13 protein-coding genes are annotated in these 13,685 nt (G+C 73.6%); 4 read left to right on the top strand and 9 right to left on the bottom strand.

Annotated elements, in window-relative coordinates:
• Positions 1-105 precede the first annotated feature (105 nt).
• From ACZ38L_RS10930 to proC, 3 genes are all read right to left on the bottom strand, one after another.
• Positions 106-1,341: an MFS transporter gene (locus ACZ38L_RS10930; protein ID WP_465691426.1), complete on the bottom strand. Its 1,236-nt coding sequence runs from the start codon at positions 1,339-1,341 to the stop codon at positions 106-108.
• A gap of 348 nt (positions 1,342-1,689) precedes the next feature.
• A complete protein-coding gene (locus tag ACZ38L_RS10925) occupies positions 1,690-2,343 on the bottom strand; it encodes an HAD family hydrolase (RefSeq protein WP_465691424.1) in 654 nt (217 codons plus the stop codon).
• A gap of 7 nt (positions 2,344-2,350) precedes the next feature.
• A complete protein-coding gene (proC, locus tag ACZ38L_RS10920; RefSeq protein WP_465691422.1) occupies positions 2,351-3,178 on the bottom strand; it encodes a pyrroline-5-carboxylate reductase in 828 nt (275 codons plus the stop codon).
• Positions 3,179-3,361: 183 nt separating this feature from the next.
• On the opposite strand from proC, the gene ACZ38L_RS10915 reads away from it, so the two are divergent.
• Together ACZ38L_RS10915 and ACZ38L_RS10910 are read left to right on the top strand one after the other, a co-directional pair.
• Entirely contained in the window at positions 3,362-3,811 is a 450-nt protein-coding gene (locus ACZ38L_RS10915; RefSeq protein ID WP_396555741.1) for a hypothetical protein, read from the top strand.
• Between the two features lie 206 nt (positions 3,812-4,017).
• A complete protein-coding gene (locus ACZ38L_RS10910; RefSeq protein WP_465691416.1) occupies positions 4,018-5,277 on the top strand; it encodes an SCO2583/SCO2584 N-terminal domain-containing protein in 1,260 nt (419 codons plus the stop codon).
• A gap of 1 nt (position 5,278) precedes the next feature.
• On the opposite strand, the gene ACZ38L_RS10905 is transcribed toward ACZ38L_RS10910, so the two are convergent.
• From ACZ38L_RS10905 to ACZ38L_RS10885, 5 genes are all read right to left on the bottom strand, one after another.
• Complete coding sequence (locus ACZ38L_RS10905) at positions 5,279-5,767, bottom strand: hypothetical protein (protein WP_465691414.1); 489 nt, start codon at positions 5,765-5,767, stop codon at positions 5,279-5,281.
• Positions 5,768-5,804: 37 nt separating this feature from the next.
• A complete protein-coding gene (gene ilvD / locus ACZ38L_RS10900; protein WP_465691412.1) occupies positions 5,805-7,649 on the bottom strand; it encodes a dihydroxy-acid dehydratase in 1,845 nt (614 codons plus the stop codon).
• A gap of 97 nt (positions 7,650-7,746) precedes the next feature.
• Positions 7,747-8,532, bottom strand: coding sequence for a class I SAM-dependent methyltransferase (locus ACZ38L_RS10895; protein ID WP_465691410.1), 786 nt, complete (start codon positions 8,530-8,532; stop codon positions 7,747-7,749).
• A 33-nt stretch (positions 8,533-8,565) separates the two neighbouring features.
• Positions 8,566-9,393, bottom strand: a complete 828-nt coding sequence (locus tag ACZ38L_RS10890) for a sugar phosphate isomerase/epimerase family protein (protein WP_465691536.1) — start codon at positions 9,391-9,393, stop codon at positions 8,566-8,568.
• A 229-nt stretch (positions 9,394-9,622) separates the two neighbouring features.
• Positions 9,623-10,564, bottom strand: coding sequence for a Ppx/GppA family phosphatase (locus ACZ38L_RS10885; RefSeq protein WP_465691409.1), 942 nt, complete (start codon positions 10,562-10,564; stop codon positions 9,623-9,625).
• Positions 10,565-10,671: 107 nt separating this feature from the next.
• Here ACZ38L_RS10885 and ACZ38L_RS10880 point away from each other — a divergent pair, with 107 nt between their 5' ends.
• Together ACZ38L_RS10880 and ACZ38L_RS10875 are read left to right on the top strand one after the other, a co-directional pair.
• Entirely contained in the window at positions 10,672-11,652 is a 981-nt protein-coding gene (locus tag ACZ38L_RS10880) for a helix-turn-helix domain-containing protein (protein ID WP_465691407.1), read from the top strand.
• A 33-nt stretch (positions 11,653-11,685) separates the two neighbouring features.
• Positions 11,686-12,522: a DUF3109 family protein gene (locus ACZ38L_RS10875; RefSeq protein ID WP_465691405.1), complete on the top strand. Its 837-nt coding sequence runs from the start codon at positions 11,686-11,688 to the stop codon at positions 12,520-12,522.
• A gap of 7 nt (positions 12,523-12,529) precedes the next feature.
• Here the strand turns inward: ACZ38L_RS10875 and ACZ38L_RS10870 are convergent, their stop codons facing one another.
• Positions 12,530-13,684, bottom strand: a complete 1,155-nt coding sequence (locus tag ACZ38L_RS10870) for an NADH-quinone oxidoreductase subunit D (RefSeq protein ID WP_465691534.1) — start codon at positions 13,682-13,684, stop codon at positions 12,530-12,532.
• Between the last annotated feature and the right edge of the window lies 1 nt (position 13,685).

The raw sequence follows: 13,685 nt of genomic DNA, 5'->3' as shown, positions 1-13,685 counted from the left end.
GGGTGGCCGGGGCCGAAGTCGTAGCCGGTGACCGCCGCGTCCCAGCAGAGCCGGAGGGTGCAGGGCTGGACGGGAGGGTGGCTGCCGGACTGCTGCTCAGGCTGCTCAGGCGGCCGGCCGGGCTGGGCTTGGGGCATGGTCCAACCGTAGTGGCTCCGCCGCGGCGGGCGCGAAGTGGCCGGCCAGCGGGACCACCACCAGCACCATCACCATCGGCGCGGTCAGCGCCCAGCGGAACGAGCTGGCCCCGGCGATCGCGCCGACCAGCGGGGAACCGACCAGGAAACCCACGTAGTTGAAGAGGTTGAGCCGGGCCACCGCGGCGTCCGAGTCGTGCGGGAAGAGCCGCCCGCCGGCCGCGAAGACCTGCGGGATGATCGCGCAGATGCCGAGCCCGAGCACGGTGAACCCGGCCACCCCGGCCCAGGGCGCGGGGGCCAGCGCGGCGATCCCGAAGCCCAGCGCGGCCACCGCGGCGCCGGTGCGGACCACCGGCGCGGCGCCGAAGCGCTGCACCCCGCGGTCACCGAAGGCCCGGCCGAGCAGCATCGCCACCATGTAGCCCGCATAGCCGAGCGCGCCCACCCGGTCGCCGCTGTGCAGCGTCTCGGTCAGGTACTTGGCGCTCCAGTTGGAGACCGAGGAGTCGGCGATGTAGGCGAAGGCCATCGCGGCGCAGAGCGGCAGCAGCGGCCGCCACGGGATCGACCGGGCGGCGGCCTCGGCGGCCTGCCGGACCGCGTCGCCGAGCTCGGCCGGGCCGGCGAACCAGCGGCCGGCCACCAGTGCGGCCGGGATCAGCACAGCCACCGTCCCGCCGAAGAGCGTCAGCAGGCTGAGGTGCCCGCCGGCCCCGGCGCTGGCCAGCAGGGCACCGATGATCCCGCCGAGGCTGAACGCGGCGTGGAAGCCGATCATGATCGAGCGGCCGTAGCGGTGCTGCAGGCCGACCCCGAGCATGTTCATCGACGCGTCCAGCGCACCGACCAGCAGCCCGAAGGCGGCCAGCGCCAGGCCGAGCACCCAGAGCCGGTGGCCGATGCCGACCCCGACCAGGGTGAGGCAGACCGCGGGCTGGACGACCCGCAGCACGCCGCGCGGGCTGGTCCGCTTCACCAGTTGCTCGGAGCTGATCGACCCGACCCCGGCCAGGATCGGCACGGCGGCCAGGAAGACGGTCAGGGTGCCGTCGCCGAGCCCGTACTGCCGCTGGATGCCGGGGATCCGGGTGACCAGCAGGGCGAAGGTGGTGCCCTGGAGCAGGAAGCTGACCAGCAGCGCGGCCCGGGCCTGGCGCAGCCGGTGGCTGGGTGCGGGGTGGTGCGGTCTTTCGCTGGCCATCCGGACCTCGCTCACCACCGGGCGGCATACCGGCCGGTACGACGATATTGGCGCGAGCGTAGGGGGCGACGGGCGATTTGGGGAGGGGTCGAACACGACGTTCGGGGGAGACACCGTGCGGTGGCCCCCGAGGCGCTTGCCGGGCGGTGGAGCCGCGGCGGGGACGGGGTCCGGAGGACGCGAGCCGCACACTGACGCCGACGGGAGGGCCCAGCAGCCCCGGCTGGCACGACGGTTCGGGCGAACCGGGGTCACCCTGCCGGCCGGTAGCGGCAGTTGTGCCCGTGGAAGGGGCCGGATCCGCTCCCGCGCGGTCTTCCGACACCGGGTGCCCGCCGCCCCGCGGGGTCAGGCCAGCAGGTCGAGCACCTGGTCCAGCGAGTCGAGCAGGCCGGTGGCGCCGGCCGTGGTGAGGCGGTCGGCCGGGGTGAGCGCGGCGTAGCCGTACACCGGCATGGCCGCGGCGCGGGCGGCGAGGACGCCGTTCGGGCTGTCCTCGATCACCAGGCAGCGGGCCGGGCTGGCATCCAGGGTCCGGGCGGCGTGCAGGAAGAGGTCGGGGGCGGGCTTGCCGGCCCCGACGTCCTGGGCGCTGAAGATCCGCTCCTCGGGGAAGTCGGCGCGCAGGCCGGTCAGGTCGAGCGCGGTGCGGATCCAGGCGTGGTGGGCGGAGGAGGCCAGGCAGTACGGCACGCCGCGCCGGCGCAGCTCCTCGAGCAGCTCGACGGCGCCGGCCACCGGGGTGAGCCGGCTGGTGAAGGCGGCGAAGACCCGATCGTGGAACAGCTCGTCGAAGCCGTCGGGGAGCCGGGCACCGTGCCGTTCGGCGATCACGTCGTGGATCCGGTGCGCGGCACAGCCCAGGTAGTCGCGGTAGGAGTCCTCGACCGTGGTGGGGTAGCCGAGTTCGGTCAGGTACTCGGCGAGCACCCGGTTGGCTATCGGCTCGCTGTCCACCAGCACGCCGTCGTTGTCGAGGATGACCAGGTCGTAGCGGGGCACCGGCGGATCACTTCCCGCCCGAGGCGAGCTCCTGGGAGCGGTCACGGGCCGCCTCCAGGGCACCGAGCAGGGCGGCCCGGACGCCGTGGTTCTCCAGCTCGCGGATGGCCGCGATGGTGGTGCCGGCCGGCGAGGTGACCGCCTCGCGCAGCTTGACCGGGTGCTCGCCGGAGTCGCGCAGCATGACGGAGGCGCCGATCGCCGACTGCACGATCAGGTCGTGCGCCACCTGGCGGGGCAGGCCGAGCAGGATGCCCGCGTCGGTCATCGCCTCGACCAGGTAGTAGAAGTAGGCCGGGCCCGAGCCGGAGAGCGCGGTGGCGGCGTCCTGCTGGGACTCCGGCAGCCGCAGCGCCTTGCCGACCGACTGGAAGATCTCCTCGGTGCGCCGCAGGTGCTCCTCGGTGGCGTGGGTGCCGCCGGAGATGACGCTCATCCCCTCGTCCACCAGGACGGGCGTGTTGGGCATCACCCGGACCACCGGGGTACCGGCCGGCAGCCGGGCCTCCAGCCAGCGGGTCGGGATGCCCGCGGCGGCGGAGATGACCAGCCGGTCGCCGGCCAGGTGCGGGCCGAGCTCCTCCATCAGGGTGCCCATGTCCTGCGGCTTCACCGCCAGGATCAGGGTGTCGGCGAGCTTGGCCGCCTCCTGGTTGCTGGCCACCCCGACGCCGTAGCGTTCGGCCAGCTCGGCGGCGCGCTCCGGGCGGCGGGCGGTGACCAGGACGTCGGCCGGGTCCTTGCCGGCCCGCAGCAGGCCCGAGAGCAGGGCCTCGCCGATCTTGCCGGTGCCGAGGAAGGCGATCCGCTGGGGGTGGACGGCGCTGCTGCTCATGGCTGCTCCTTGATCACCGCGACGGTACTCCGCCCAATCCTCGCACCTGCCCGCCGGGCGCCCGGCCGGCGTCCACGGGACGGACGGCGGAGTGGCGGAGGACGGCGGGCCCGGCTCCCAGTAGGGGAAGACTCGGGGGTTTCCCCTATGGCCCCGGGGCGGCGCGAGGAGCAACGTGGGGGTATGGGACACGCAGAGATGTCACGTGGTGAGAACCGTCAGTTGGCCATCGCGTCGGCGACGACCGGGCCGTGGAAGTCCGCCGCGGCCGTGGGCGCCGTGGTGGGCGGCGCCGCCCTCGGAGTGGACGTGGTGACCGGCCACTGGTCCACCGGAATCCTGGCCGGCCCGGTGAGCCTGGCCCTGTTCTTCTTCTTCCTGGTCGGCACGGTGGGCGGCAAGCTGCGCCGGGACACCGGCGACCGCCGGCTGCGTCGCTGGGCCGAGGCGCACCCCTGGAAGGCCGCGGTCCCGGCCAGCGGCGCGCTGCTGGTGCTGAACACCGTGGCGCTGACCCTGCTCGGCGGCTGGGGTCTGTTCGGCGCGCTCTTCACCTCGCTGCTGCCGGCCGGCCTGCTGCTGGTGATCGCCGGCGTGGTCGGCTCGGTCAAGGCCGCCCGGGGCAGCGCCTGACCCGGCCGGCGTCGTCACAGGTCGGATCGGGCCGCCCGGACCGGGCCGCCCGGACCGGGTCCGACCTGTGACGTTCGCCGCGAGCGAGCTCCCGGGCGTCCGCCGGCCGGGCATCGCGGGAGGTATCGGCACAGAGCGCGCACCGAGCCGCCGTCAGCTGCCCGCCCGGTGCCGGAAAGCGCCTCTGACCTCTGCATACTGACCGCGTGCCGATAGCCGAAGACCCCGATCTCCCGCCCTCCACCGAGGGCGGGCGGGACCCGTTCACCGACCTCGTCCTGGACGAGGAGTTCGTCCGCTCAGCCAGCGTCAGGGAGGAGTCCGGGCGGTCCCGGATGCTCGCCGCCAAGTGGCGCCGCGAGCCCCCGGAGCCGCAGCAGCCCTGGCGCCCGCCGACGGAGGCCCGGCGCCGCCGCTTCGGCCGCCGGTCGAAGGCGGTCGACCCCTGGGGGAACAGGCGGCCCGCCCGGCGGAACTGGCAGGCCCCGCTGTACGTGGTGCTGACCGGCGCCGTGGTGCTGGCCGCGCTGAACGTCAACCGGCTGCACGACTGGTACACCGGCCACCTCGGCGGCGGCCAGGACGGCAGCGGCGTCGCGGCCCCGGTCGTCACCCAGGCACCGGAGACCGCCGCGCCGACCGCCGCGCCGCCGAGCCAGGCCCCCCAGGATCCCACCGTGGACCACCCCTGGGCCGGCTCCCCCGCCGACGCGTGGCCGGCCGGCCCGGACGCCATCGTGCTGCCGGCGGCCCAGGCGACCGGGGTGTTCAGCGGCCAGCAGGTCGCCGCCCAGCTCCAGCTGGTCAAGAACTACCTGGTGGAGAGCAACCTGGACCCGAAGGTGGTGGCCGGAGGGGACCCCGCGCCGGTGCTCGGCCTGCTGAACGGCCAGGAGCACGACCAGCTGTCCCAGGCCCTCGCGCACCCGGACAAGGACCACGACCCGACCAACTGGATCAGCCGCTTCAACCCCGCCACCGCCGTCCCGGTCGGGCCGGACGTCAAGCTCCAGGGCCGGATCACCTTCGAGGGCGACGGGGACCACGGGGTGCTGGTCCACAGCGACTACACCTTCGTCTACGCGCTGACCCCCGGCCCCCAGCAGTACACCCCGCCCGCCCCGCCCGGCGGTGGCGCCACCGCGCGGTCGGCGTCGCTGACGCTGGCCGGCTCGACGCCGGTCACCCGCGAGATCGTCCGTCGGGTCCAGGACTTCCGCTTCTACGATCCCGGGAGCTACGACGTCGACCGCGGCAAGCTGTACGTCGAGAACGCGCAGAGCTCGATGGGCGGCAACTACTGCGAGATGGGCGACGGCTGGCTGGAACCGGAGTTCCCGCAGTACGACTTCGACCTCAACGGCGACGACACCGCGAGCCCGAACGCCGGGCCGACCGTCGACCCGTACGACCGCAGCAAGCCGCTGCCCGACGACGGCAAGTGCGGCACCGAGAGCCGGACCTGATTCAGCGCTTGCGCCGCTTGTCCGGCCGACCCGACCGGCCGGACCGGCGCCGCGCGTGCTGGGCGGCGAGCCGCTCGTAGCGGGCCCGGGCGAGCGCCTCCCCGGGCGCCTCGACCAGGCTGCGCAGGAAGTACGCGAAGGCCGCGCCGACGCAGCCGATCAGCCAGACCGCGCCGAGCGACTTGTCCTCGGCCATCCAGCCGGTCAGCGCGTCGCGGCCGTCCGTGAGCAGTTTCCAGGTGCGCAGCCCGGCCAGGCAGGTGCAGATCGCGATGGCCGCCAGCAGCAGCCCGTTGACGAAGCCGCCGGCCTTGGAGATCTGCACCCCGGCCACCGCGAAGCGCAGCACCAGGGCGCCCACCGCCAGCGTGACCAGCGCCCCGACCGGCACCAGCACGCGCCGCAGCCAGTAGTCGCCGCCGCGCTCGACCCAGCTGGTGCCGAAGAAACGGATGGGCTCGGGGGCGGGGGTGGTGCGGTCGTCGCTCACCCCTCAAGTATCCCCGAGCCCACCGGCGGACCGCGGATCAGCCCAGCTTGCTGACGTCCCGCACCGCGCCGCGGTCGGCCGAGGTGGCCATCGCCGCGTAGGCCCGGAGCGCCTGGCTCACCTGCCGGTCGCGGTTCTTCGGCCGGTAGCCGCCGCCCTCCTCCAGTCGCAGCCGCCGCTCGTGCAGTTCCTCGAAGGAGACCTCCAGGGTGACCTTGCGCCCGGGGATGTCGATCGAGATCACGTCACCGTCCTCGACCAGCGCGATCGTGCCGCCGGAGGCCGCCTCGGGCGAGGCGTGGCCGATCGACAGGCCCGAGGTGCCGCCGGAGAACCGGCCGTCCGTGATCAGCGCGCAGGCCTTGCCCAGGCCGCGGCCCTTGAGGAACGAGGTCGGGTAGAGCATCTCCTGCATGCCCGGGCCGCCCTTGGGGCCCTCGTAGCGGATCACCACCACGTCGCCCTCCTTGACCCGCTTGGACAGGATGGCGTCCACCGCGTCCTCCTGGGACTCCAGCACCACCGCCGGGCCGCTGAAGGTCCAGATCGACTCGTCCACGCCGGCCGTCTTGACGATGCAGCCGTCCTCGGCGAGGTTGCCGTAGAGGACCGCCAGGCCACCCTCGGTCGAGTAGGCGTGTTCGACGCTGCGGATGCAGCCCTGGGCGTCATCGGTGTCCAGGCTGTCCCAGCGCTCGGACTGCGAGAAGGCGGTGGCCGAGCGGACGCAGCCGGGCGCCGCGTGGAACAGCTCGACGGCGGTGGGCGAGGGCGAGCCGCCGCGGATGTCCCAGGTCTTCAGCCACTCGGCGAGCGAGTCGCTGTGCACGGTGTGCACTTCCTCGTTGAGCAGCCCGGCGCGGTACAGCTCGCCCAGGATGGCGGGGATGCCACCGGCCCGGTGGACGTCCTCCATGTAGTACGAGCCGTTCGGCGCGACCTTGCTCAGGCACGGGACGCGGCGCGAGATGGCGTCGATCGCCCGCATGTCGAAGTCCAGCTCGGCCTCCTGGGCGGCGGCGAGCAGGTGCAGGATCGTGTTGGTCGAGCCGCCCATCGCGATGTCCAGCGCCATCGCGTTCTCGAACGCGGCGCGCGAGGCGATGCTGCGCGGCAGCACCGAGGCGTCGTCCTGGTGGTAGTAGCGCTTGGTGATCTCGACGACGGTCCGGCCGGCGTCCTCGTAGAGGGCCCGACGGGCGGTGTGGGTGGCCAGCGTGGAGCCGTTGCCGGGCAGCGAGAGGCCGATCGCCTCGGTGAGGCAGTTCATCGAGTTGGCGGTGAACATGCCGGAACACGAGCCGCAGGTCGGGCAGGCGTTCTCCTCGATGATCGCGATGTCCGCGTCGGAGACGTTCTCGTTGACCGCGTCCGAGATCGCGTTCACCAGGTCGAGCTTGCGCACCGTGCCGTCGACCAGCACCGCCTGGCCGGCCTCCATCGGGCCGCCGGAGACGAAGACGGTCGGGATGTTGAGCCGCAGCGCGGCCATCAGCATGCCGGGGGTGATCTTGTCGCAGTTGGAGATGCAGATCAGCGCGTCCGCGCAGTGCGCGCTGACCATGTACTCGACCGAGTCGGCGATCAGGTCGCGGGAGGGCAGCGAGTAGAGCATCCCGTGGTGGCCCATCGCGATGCCGTCGTCCACCGCGATGGTGTTGAACTCCCGGGCGATGCCGCCGGCCCGCTGGATCGCCTCGGAGACGATCCGGCCCACCGGCTGCAGGTGGGTGTGGCCGGGGACGAACTCGGTGAAGGAGTTGGCCACCGCGATGATCGGCTTGCCGAAGTCCTCCCGGGCTACACCGGCCGCCCGGAGAAGGGCGCGGGCGCCCGCCATGTTGCGACCGTGGGTGACCGTACGGGACTTCAGCTCGGGCACTGGACTCCACTCCTTCGGTTGCGGAACGCTCTCACCGCTGTTCCTGCCGAGGGTACGCGTCACCGGCGGCCCGGCGGACGGACCGTCCGCATGCCGGTCAGCCGCGCTTGACGGCCACCGTGAGGTCCACCGTGTAGGGCTCGGTGACCAGTCCGCCCGGGAACTCGGCGAGCAGCGCGGCCCGCTCGGCGGCCAGCACCGGCTCGCGCTGCTCGGGCGTCAGCACCGCGAAGTACGACTTCGAACGCAGGTCGGTGATCAGGTCGTCCACGCCGATTCGGCGTTCCCAGGGCAGTTGGGCGGTGCGCACCTCGAACGGGTGATGGGCCAGCGCGTCGGTGACCGAGTTGAGCGCGCCGTAGTAGTGGTACGAGGGCAGCGCCGCGGCGAGCCGCTCCTCCTGCTCGCGCAGCCAGCCGCCCGTGCGGTCCTTGACGTTCCAGATCAGCAGCAGCGCCCCGCCCGGGCGCAGCACCCGCAGCGCCTCGGGCAGCGAGCGGTCCGGGTCGGTCCAGTGGAAGGCCTGCGCGTAGGCGATCAGGTCGGCGGTGCCGTCGTGGCAGGGCAGCGCGTTGCCGTCGCCCTTGACCAGCGGGATCTCCGGACTGACCCGGTGCAGCTGGGCGGCCATCCCGGCGCTCGGCTCGACCGCGACGACCCGGGCGCCGCGCTGCTGGAACAGCCGGGTGGCGATGCCGGTGCCGGCACCGACGTCCAGCAGGTCCGCGCCCTCCAGCGACCGACCGGTCAGCCGCTCGATCTCGTCGAACAGCTCGGGCGGGTAGGACGGCCGGGCCCGGTCGTACTCGGCGGCCACCGCACCGAAGGAGTCGGCGTGGGCCTGGTGACTGAAGGAGCCGTCCTGCCGCTGATCGTCCGTCATCTGCGCCGCCTCCCCGAAAGGTTCGTCCGCCACTCAGCCTACGCGCGAGGGAGTGGCCAGGTGCAGCCGGGTGAAGGCCAGCGCCTCGGCCAGATCGGCCTCCCGCTCGGCGGGCGAGCCGGAGCGGCGGGTGTTGACCTCCAGCACCACGTGCCCGGCGAAGCCCGTCCGGGCGAGCCTTTCCAGCAGCTCGGCGCAGGGCTGCTTGCCGCGGCCGGGGATCAGGTGCTCGTCCTTGCCCGAGCCGGAGCCGTCCGCCAGGTGGACGTGGGCCAGCCGCTCGCCCATCCGGTCGGCCAGCGCGAAGGCGTCGATCCGCGAGGTGGCGACGTGCGAGAGGTCGATGGTGAAGTGCCGGTACTCCTCCTCGGTGACGTCCCAGCCGGGGGCGTAGGCGAGCATCTCGCGGTCCCGGTAGCGCCACGGGTACATGTTCTCGACCGCGAAGCGGACCTCGGTCTCGTCGGCCATCCGCTCGATGCCGCGGACGAACTCCCGGGCGTACTGGCGCTGCCAGCGGAACGGCGGGTGGACCACCACGGTGTCCGCGCCGAGCCGGTCGGCGGCGGCCCGGGCCCGCTGCAGCTTGGTCCACGGGTCGGTGGTCCAGACCCGCTGGGTGATCAGCAGGCACGGCGCGTGCACCGCGAGGATGGGCAGCCGGTGCTGGTCGGAGAGCGCCCGCAGGGCGTCGATGTCCTGGCTGACCGGGTCGTTCCAGACCATCACCTCGACGCCGTCGTAGCCGAGCTTGGCGGCCAGCTCGAAGGCGACCGAGGTGCTCTCGGGGTAGACCGAGGCGGTGGACAGGGCGATCTTGGTGTCCGGGATGTGCAGCGCGGGGTGGGCCGGGAGCACCAGCCGGTCGGTGGTGCGCAGCAGCGGGGCGGGCCGCTGCGCGGCGGCCTTCCGGGTGGCGCGCCCCCGGACGGGGACCCGCCGGCGGGCTGGTCCGGGGTCGCCGTCGGAACCCCCGCCGCCGGCCCCACGGCCGCGGCGGCGGGCCGCGCGGGCGTTCGCTTCCTCGTCCGGTCCGTCTGCTTCCACCACGGGAGCAAGCGTATGCGGACCGCGCGCCGGACGGGTCCGCTCAGCGTGTGCCCTGGCCGTCCAGGGTGTCGAGGCGGCGCAGGATGATGCCCTCGCGCAGCGCCCACGGGCAGACGTCCAGCTCGTCCAGGCCGAACAGGTCCATCGCGGCGTCCGCCACCAGCGCCCCGGCCAGCAGCTGCTTGGCGCGGCCCTCGGAGACCCCGGGGATCCGGGACCGCTCGGCCACCGACATGGTGGACAGCCGGGGCACCCAGGCGGCCAGGCCGCTGCGGGTGAGCTTGCGCGGCACCAGCGGGCCCGCCTCGGCCGGGGCGGCGCCGGTCATCCGGGCCAGCTGCTTGAAGGTCTTGGAGGTGGCCACCGCGTGGTTCGGCGGCCCGAGCCGGGCGATCTCGCCGACCACGCCGGCGATCTCGGCCCGGATGTGCCGGCGCAGCTCGCGCACCGCCTCCGGGTCGGCGACGTCACCGGGCAGCCAGCCCGCGGTCAGCCGGCCGGCGCCGAGCGGCAGCGAGACCGCGGCGTCCGGCTGCTCGTCCAGCCCGCAGCCGATCTCCAGCGAGCCGCCGCCGATGTCCAGGTTGAGCAGCCGGCCGGAGGACCAGCCGAACCAGCGGCGCACCGCCAGGAAGGTCAGCCGGGCCTCGTCCTGCCCGGAGAGCACCTGCAGCTCGACGCCGGTCTCGTCCTGCACCCGCTTGAGCACCGCCTCGCCGTTGGCGGCCTCGCGCACCGCGGAGGTGGCGAACGGCAGAAGGTCGACCACGCCCTTGTCCTCGGCGACCCGCAGCGAGGAGGAGACCATGTCGACCAGCCGGGCCACCCCCGCGTCGCTGATCGCCCCGTCCGCGTCGAGCAGCTCCGCGAGCCGCAGCTCCGCCTTGTGCGAGTACGCGGGCAGCGGCGCGGCACCGTGGTGGGCGTCCACCACGAGGAAGTGGACGGTGTTGGAACCTACGTCGAGCACACCGAGTCGCATAATCCACCACGCTACGGCACCGGACCGGACGATTTCCCGCCCGCCCGGGACGGCCACCCCCGCAGCCGCTCTGGAGGCTTTCCCGCCCGCCTGGTTGACTGCTCGTCATGGAGAACAGGCTGTTACGGCTGTTGGCCCGGCAGGCCGGACCGGCCGAGCTGGCCGAGGCGGCCGCCGACGACCCGGAGGCCCTGCGGCTGGCGCTGCGGGTGCACGCGCTGACGGTCCGCCGCCACCGGCGCGAGGCGGGCCTGGCGGGGCTGGTGGACACCGCGCGTGACCTGGCCATCCGGCACGACCTGGACCAGGTGTTGCCCGCGGTCACCCAGCGGGCCCGCCGGCTGCTCACCCTGGACATGGCCTGGCTGACCATCCTGGAGGAGCCGGACGGCCCGGCGACGGTCCGCGCGGCCAGCGGCTCGGTGACCGCGCTGACCGTCGGGATGCCGGTGCCGGGGGACGGCTCCGGGGCGGGCGCCATCGCGCGGCGCACCGGGGCGCCGTTCTGGACCTCGGACTACCTGACCGACGAGCGGATCACCCACTCCTCGTCGCTCGACCCGGTGGTGGACTCCGAGGGGCTGCACGCGCTGCTGGCGGTGCCGCTGCGGCACGGGTCGACCGTCTTCGGGGTGCTCTACGGCGGCGAGCGGTCGGTGCGGCACTTCAGCCCGGAGGAGCTGGGCCTGATGTGCTCGCTGGCCGATCTCGCGGGGGTGGCGCTGGGCACCGCCGAGCTGCTCTCCCGACAGGCGGCCGAGCTGGACGCGCTGCGCACCCGGGGGCCAGCGGCCGAACTGCTGAAGGTCCTGCTGGCGGGCGACATCGACCCGGCCGACTTCCTGCGCCGGACGCTGGGCCCGCTGCTCGACCACGACGCCCGCCGCGGCACCGAACTCGTCCCGACCCTCGCCGCCTACTTCGCGGCCGGCGGCAGCCCGACCCGGGCGGCCGAGGCGCTGTTCGTCCACCCGAACACGGTGGCCCGGCGGCTGGACCGGGTGGCGACCCTGCTGGACGACCCCGCCTGGCACCGCCCGGCCCGCGCGCTCGACCTGCAACTCGCCCTGCGCCTGCACCACGGCTAGGGGCCGGTGCTCCGGCGGCCTTACCCTTGCCGGGTGGCAGCCATCGACATCCCCACCCCGAAGATCAAGAAGCCCGGGCGCGAGGTCCCGCTCGACTTCCCCCGCGCCTGGGTGGAGTTCGCCGACCCCGCCGACGAGGAGCAGGTCTTCCGCTGCGACCTGACCTGGCTCACCTCCCGCTGGACCTGCGTCTTCGGCCGCGGCTGCCAGGGCATCCGGCCCGGCCGGGGCGACTCCGACGGCTGCTGCACGCTCGGCGCGCACTACTCGGACGAGGACGACGAGCAGCGCGTGGCCGGCCACGCCGCCCGGCTCACCCCCGAGAGCTGGCAGTTCTTCGCCGAGGGCACCGACAAGCGCGGCAGGATCCGGCTCGACGGCGGCATCACCATGCTCGACGAGGACGGCGACCGGCAGACCCGCCGGATCGACGGCGCCTGCATCTTCCTCAACCGCCCCGGTTTCGCCGGCGGCGAGGGCTGCGCGCTGCACACCCTGGCGCTGGCCGAGGGCAAGGAGCCGCTGGAGACCAAGCCGGACGTCTGCTGGCAGCTGCCGATCCGCCGCACCTACGAGTGGATCGACCGCCCGGACGACACCCGCTACCTCCAGGTCAGCATCGGCGAGTACGACCGCCGCGGCTGGGGCCCGGGCGGCCACGACCTGCACTGGTGGTGCACCAGCAGCCCGGACGCGCACGTCGGGGCGGACCCGGTGTACCTCAGCTACCGCGCCGAGCTCACCGAGCTGATGGGCCCGCAGGGCTACGCCGCGCTGGTCGAGCTGTGCGAGCAGCGGATCGCCGCCAAGGGCGACCGCAGGCTCGCCCCTCACCCGGCCGATCCGAAGAAGCCCAAGAAGAAGCAGTAGCCGGGAACTACTTGTCGATGTCGCCGACCACGAAGAACATCGAGCCCAGGATCGCGACCATGTCGGCGACCAGGGTCCCGGGCAGCAGCTCGATCAGCGCCTGGATGTTGTTGAAGGACGCCGAGCGGAGCTTGAGCCGCCACGGCGTCTTGTCGCCGCGCGAGACCAGGTAGTAGCCGTTGACCCCGAGCGGGTTCTCGGTCCAGGCGTAGGTCTCGCCCTCGGGGGCCTTCAGCACCTTCGGCAGCCGCAGGTTGACCGGCCCCGGCGGCAGGGTGGCCAGCTTGTCCAGACAGGCGTCGGCCAGGTCGAGCGAGTTGGCGGTCTGCTCCAGCAGGCACTCGAAGCGGGCCAGGCAGTCGCCCTCCTCGCGGGTGGCCACGGCCAGCACCTCGCGCAGCTCGGGCGAGCCGTAGGCCAGGTAGGGCTCGTCCCGGCGCAGGTCGAAGTCGACGCCGCTGGCCCGGGCGATCGGGCCGCTCACCCCGTACGCCTTGACGTGCGCGGCGGAGAGCACGCCGACCCCGGCCGTCCGGGCCCGGAAGATCTCGTTGCCGAGCACCAGGCCATCGAAGACCGGCAGCTGGCCGCGGACCATCGCCACGGCCGCCCGGACCCGGTCCAGCCAGCCGGCCGGCAGGTCCTCCTTGAGGCCGCCGACCCGGTTGAACATGTAGTGCATCCGGCCGCCGCTGGCCTCCTCCAGCACGTGCTGGAGCTCCTCGCGGCCGTGGAAGGCGTGGAAGATCGGGGTGATCCCGCCCAGTTCGAGCGGGTAGGAGCCGGCGAACATCAGGTGGTTGAGCACCCGGTTCAGCTCGGCCAGCAGGGTGCGGATCCAGACCGCCCGCTCGGGGACCTCCATGCCGAGCATCCGCTCGACCGCGAGCACCACGCCCAGCTCGTTGGAGAAGGCGGAGAGCCAGTCGTGCCGGTTGGCCAGCATGATGATCTGCCGGTAGTCCCGGGCCTCGAAGAGCTTCTCGGCGCCGCGGTGCATGTAGCCGATCACCGGCTCGGCGGAGAGGATCCGCTCGCCCTCCAGCACCAGCTTGAGCCGGAGCACGCCGTGGGTGGCCGGGTGCTGCGGGCCGATGTTCAGCACCATGTCGGTGGCCGTCTGCTCCGCGCCGGCGCCGATGCCGACCGTGGTCTCCCTGATG

It is taken from the genome of Kitasatospora sp. NPDC024654 (assembly GCF_055559155.1).
The sequence above is the reverse complement of the archived record's forward strand: the minus strand, read 5'-3'. Positions and strand labels throughout refer to the sequence as shown.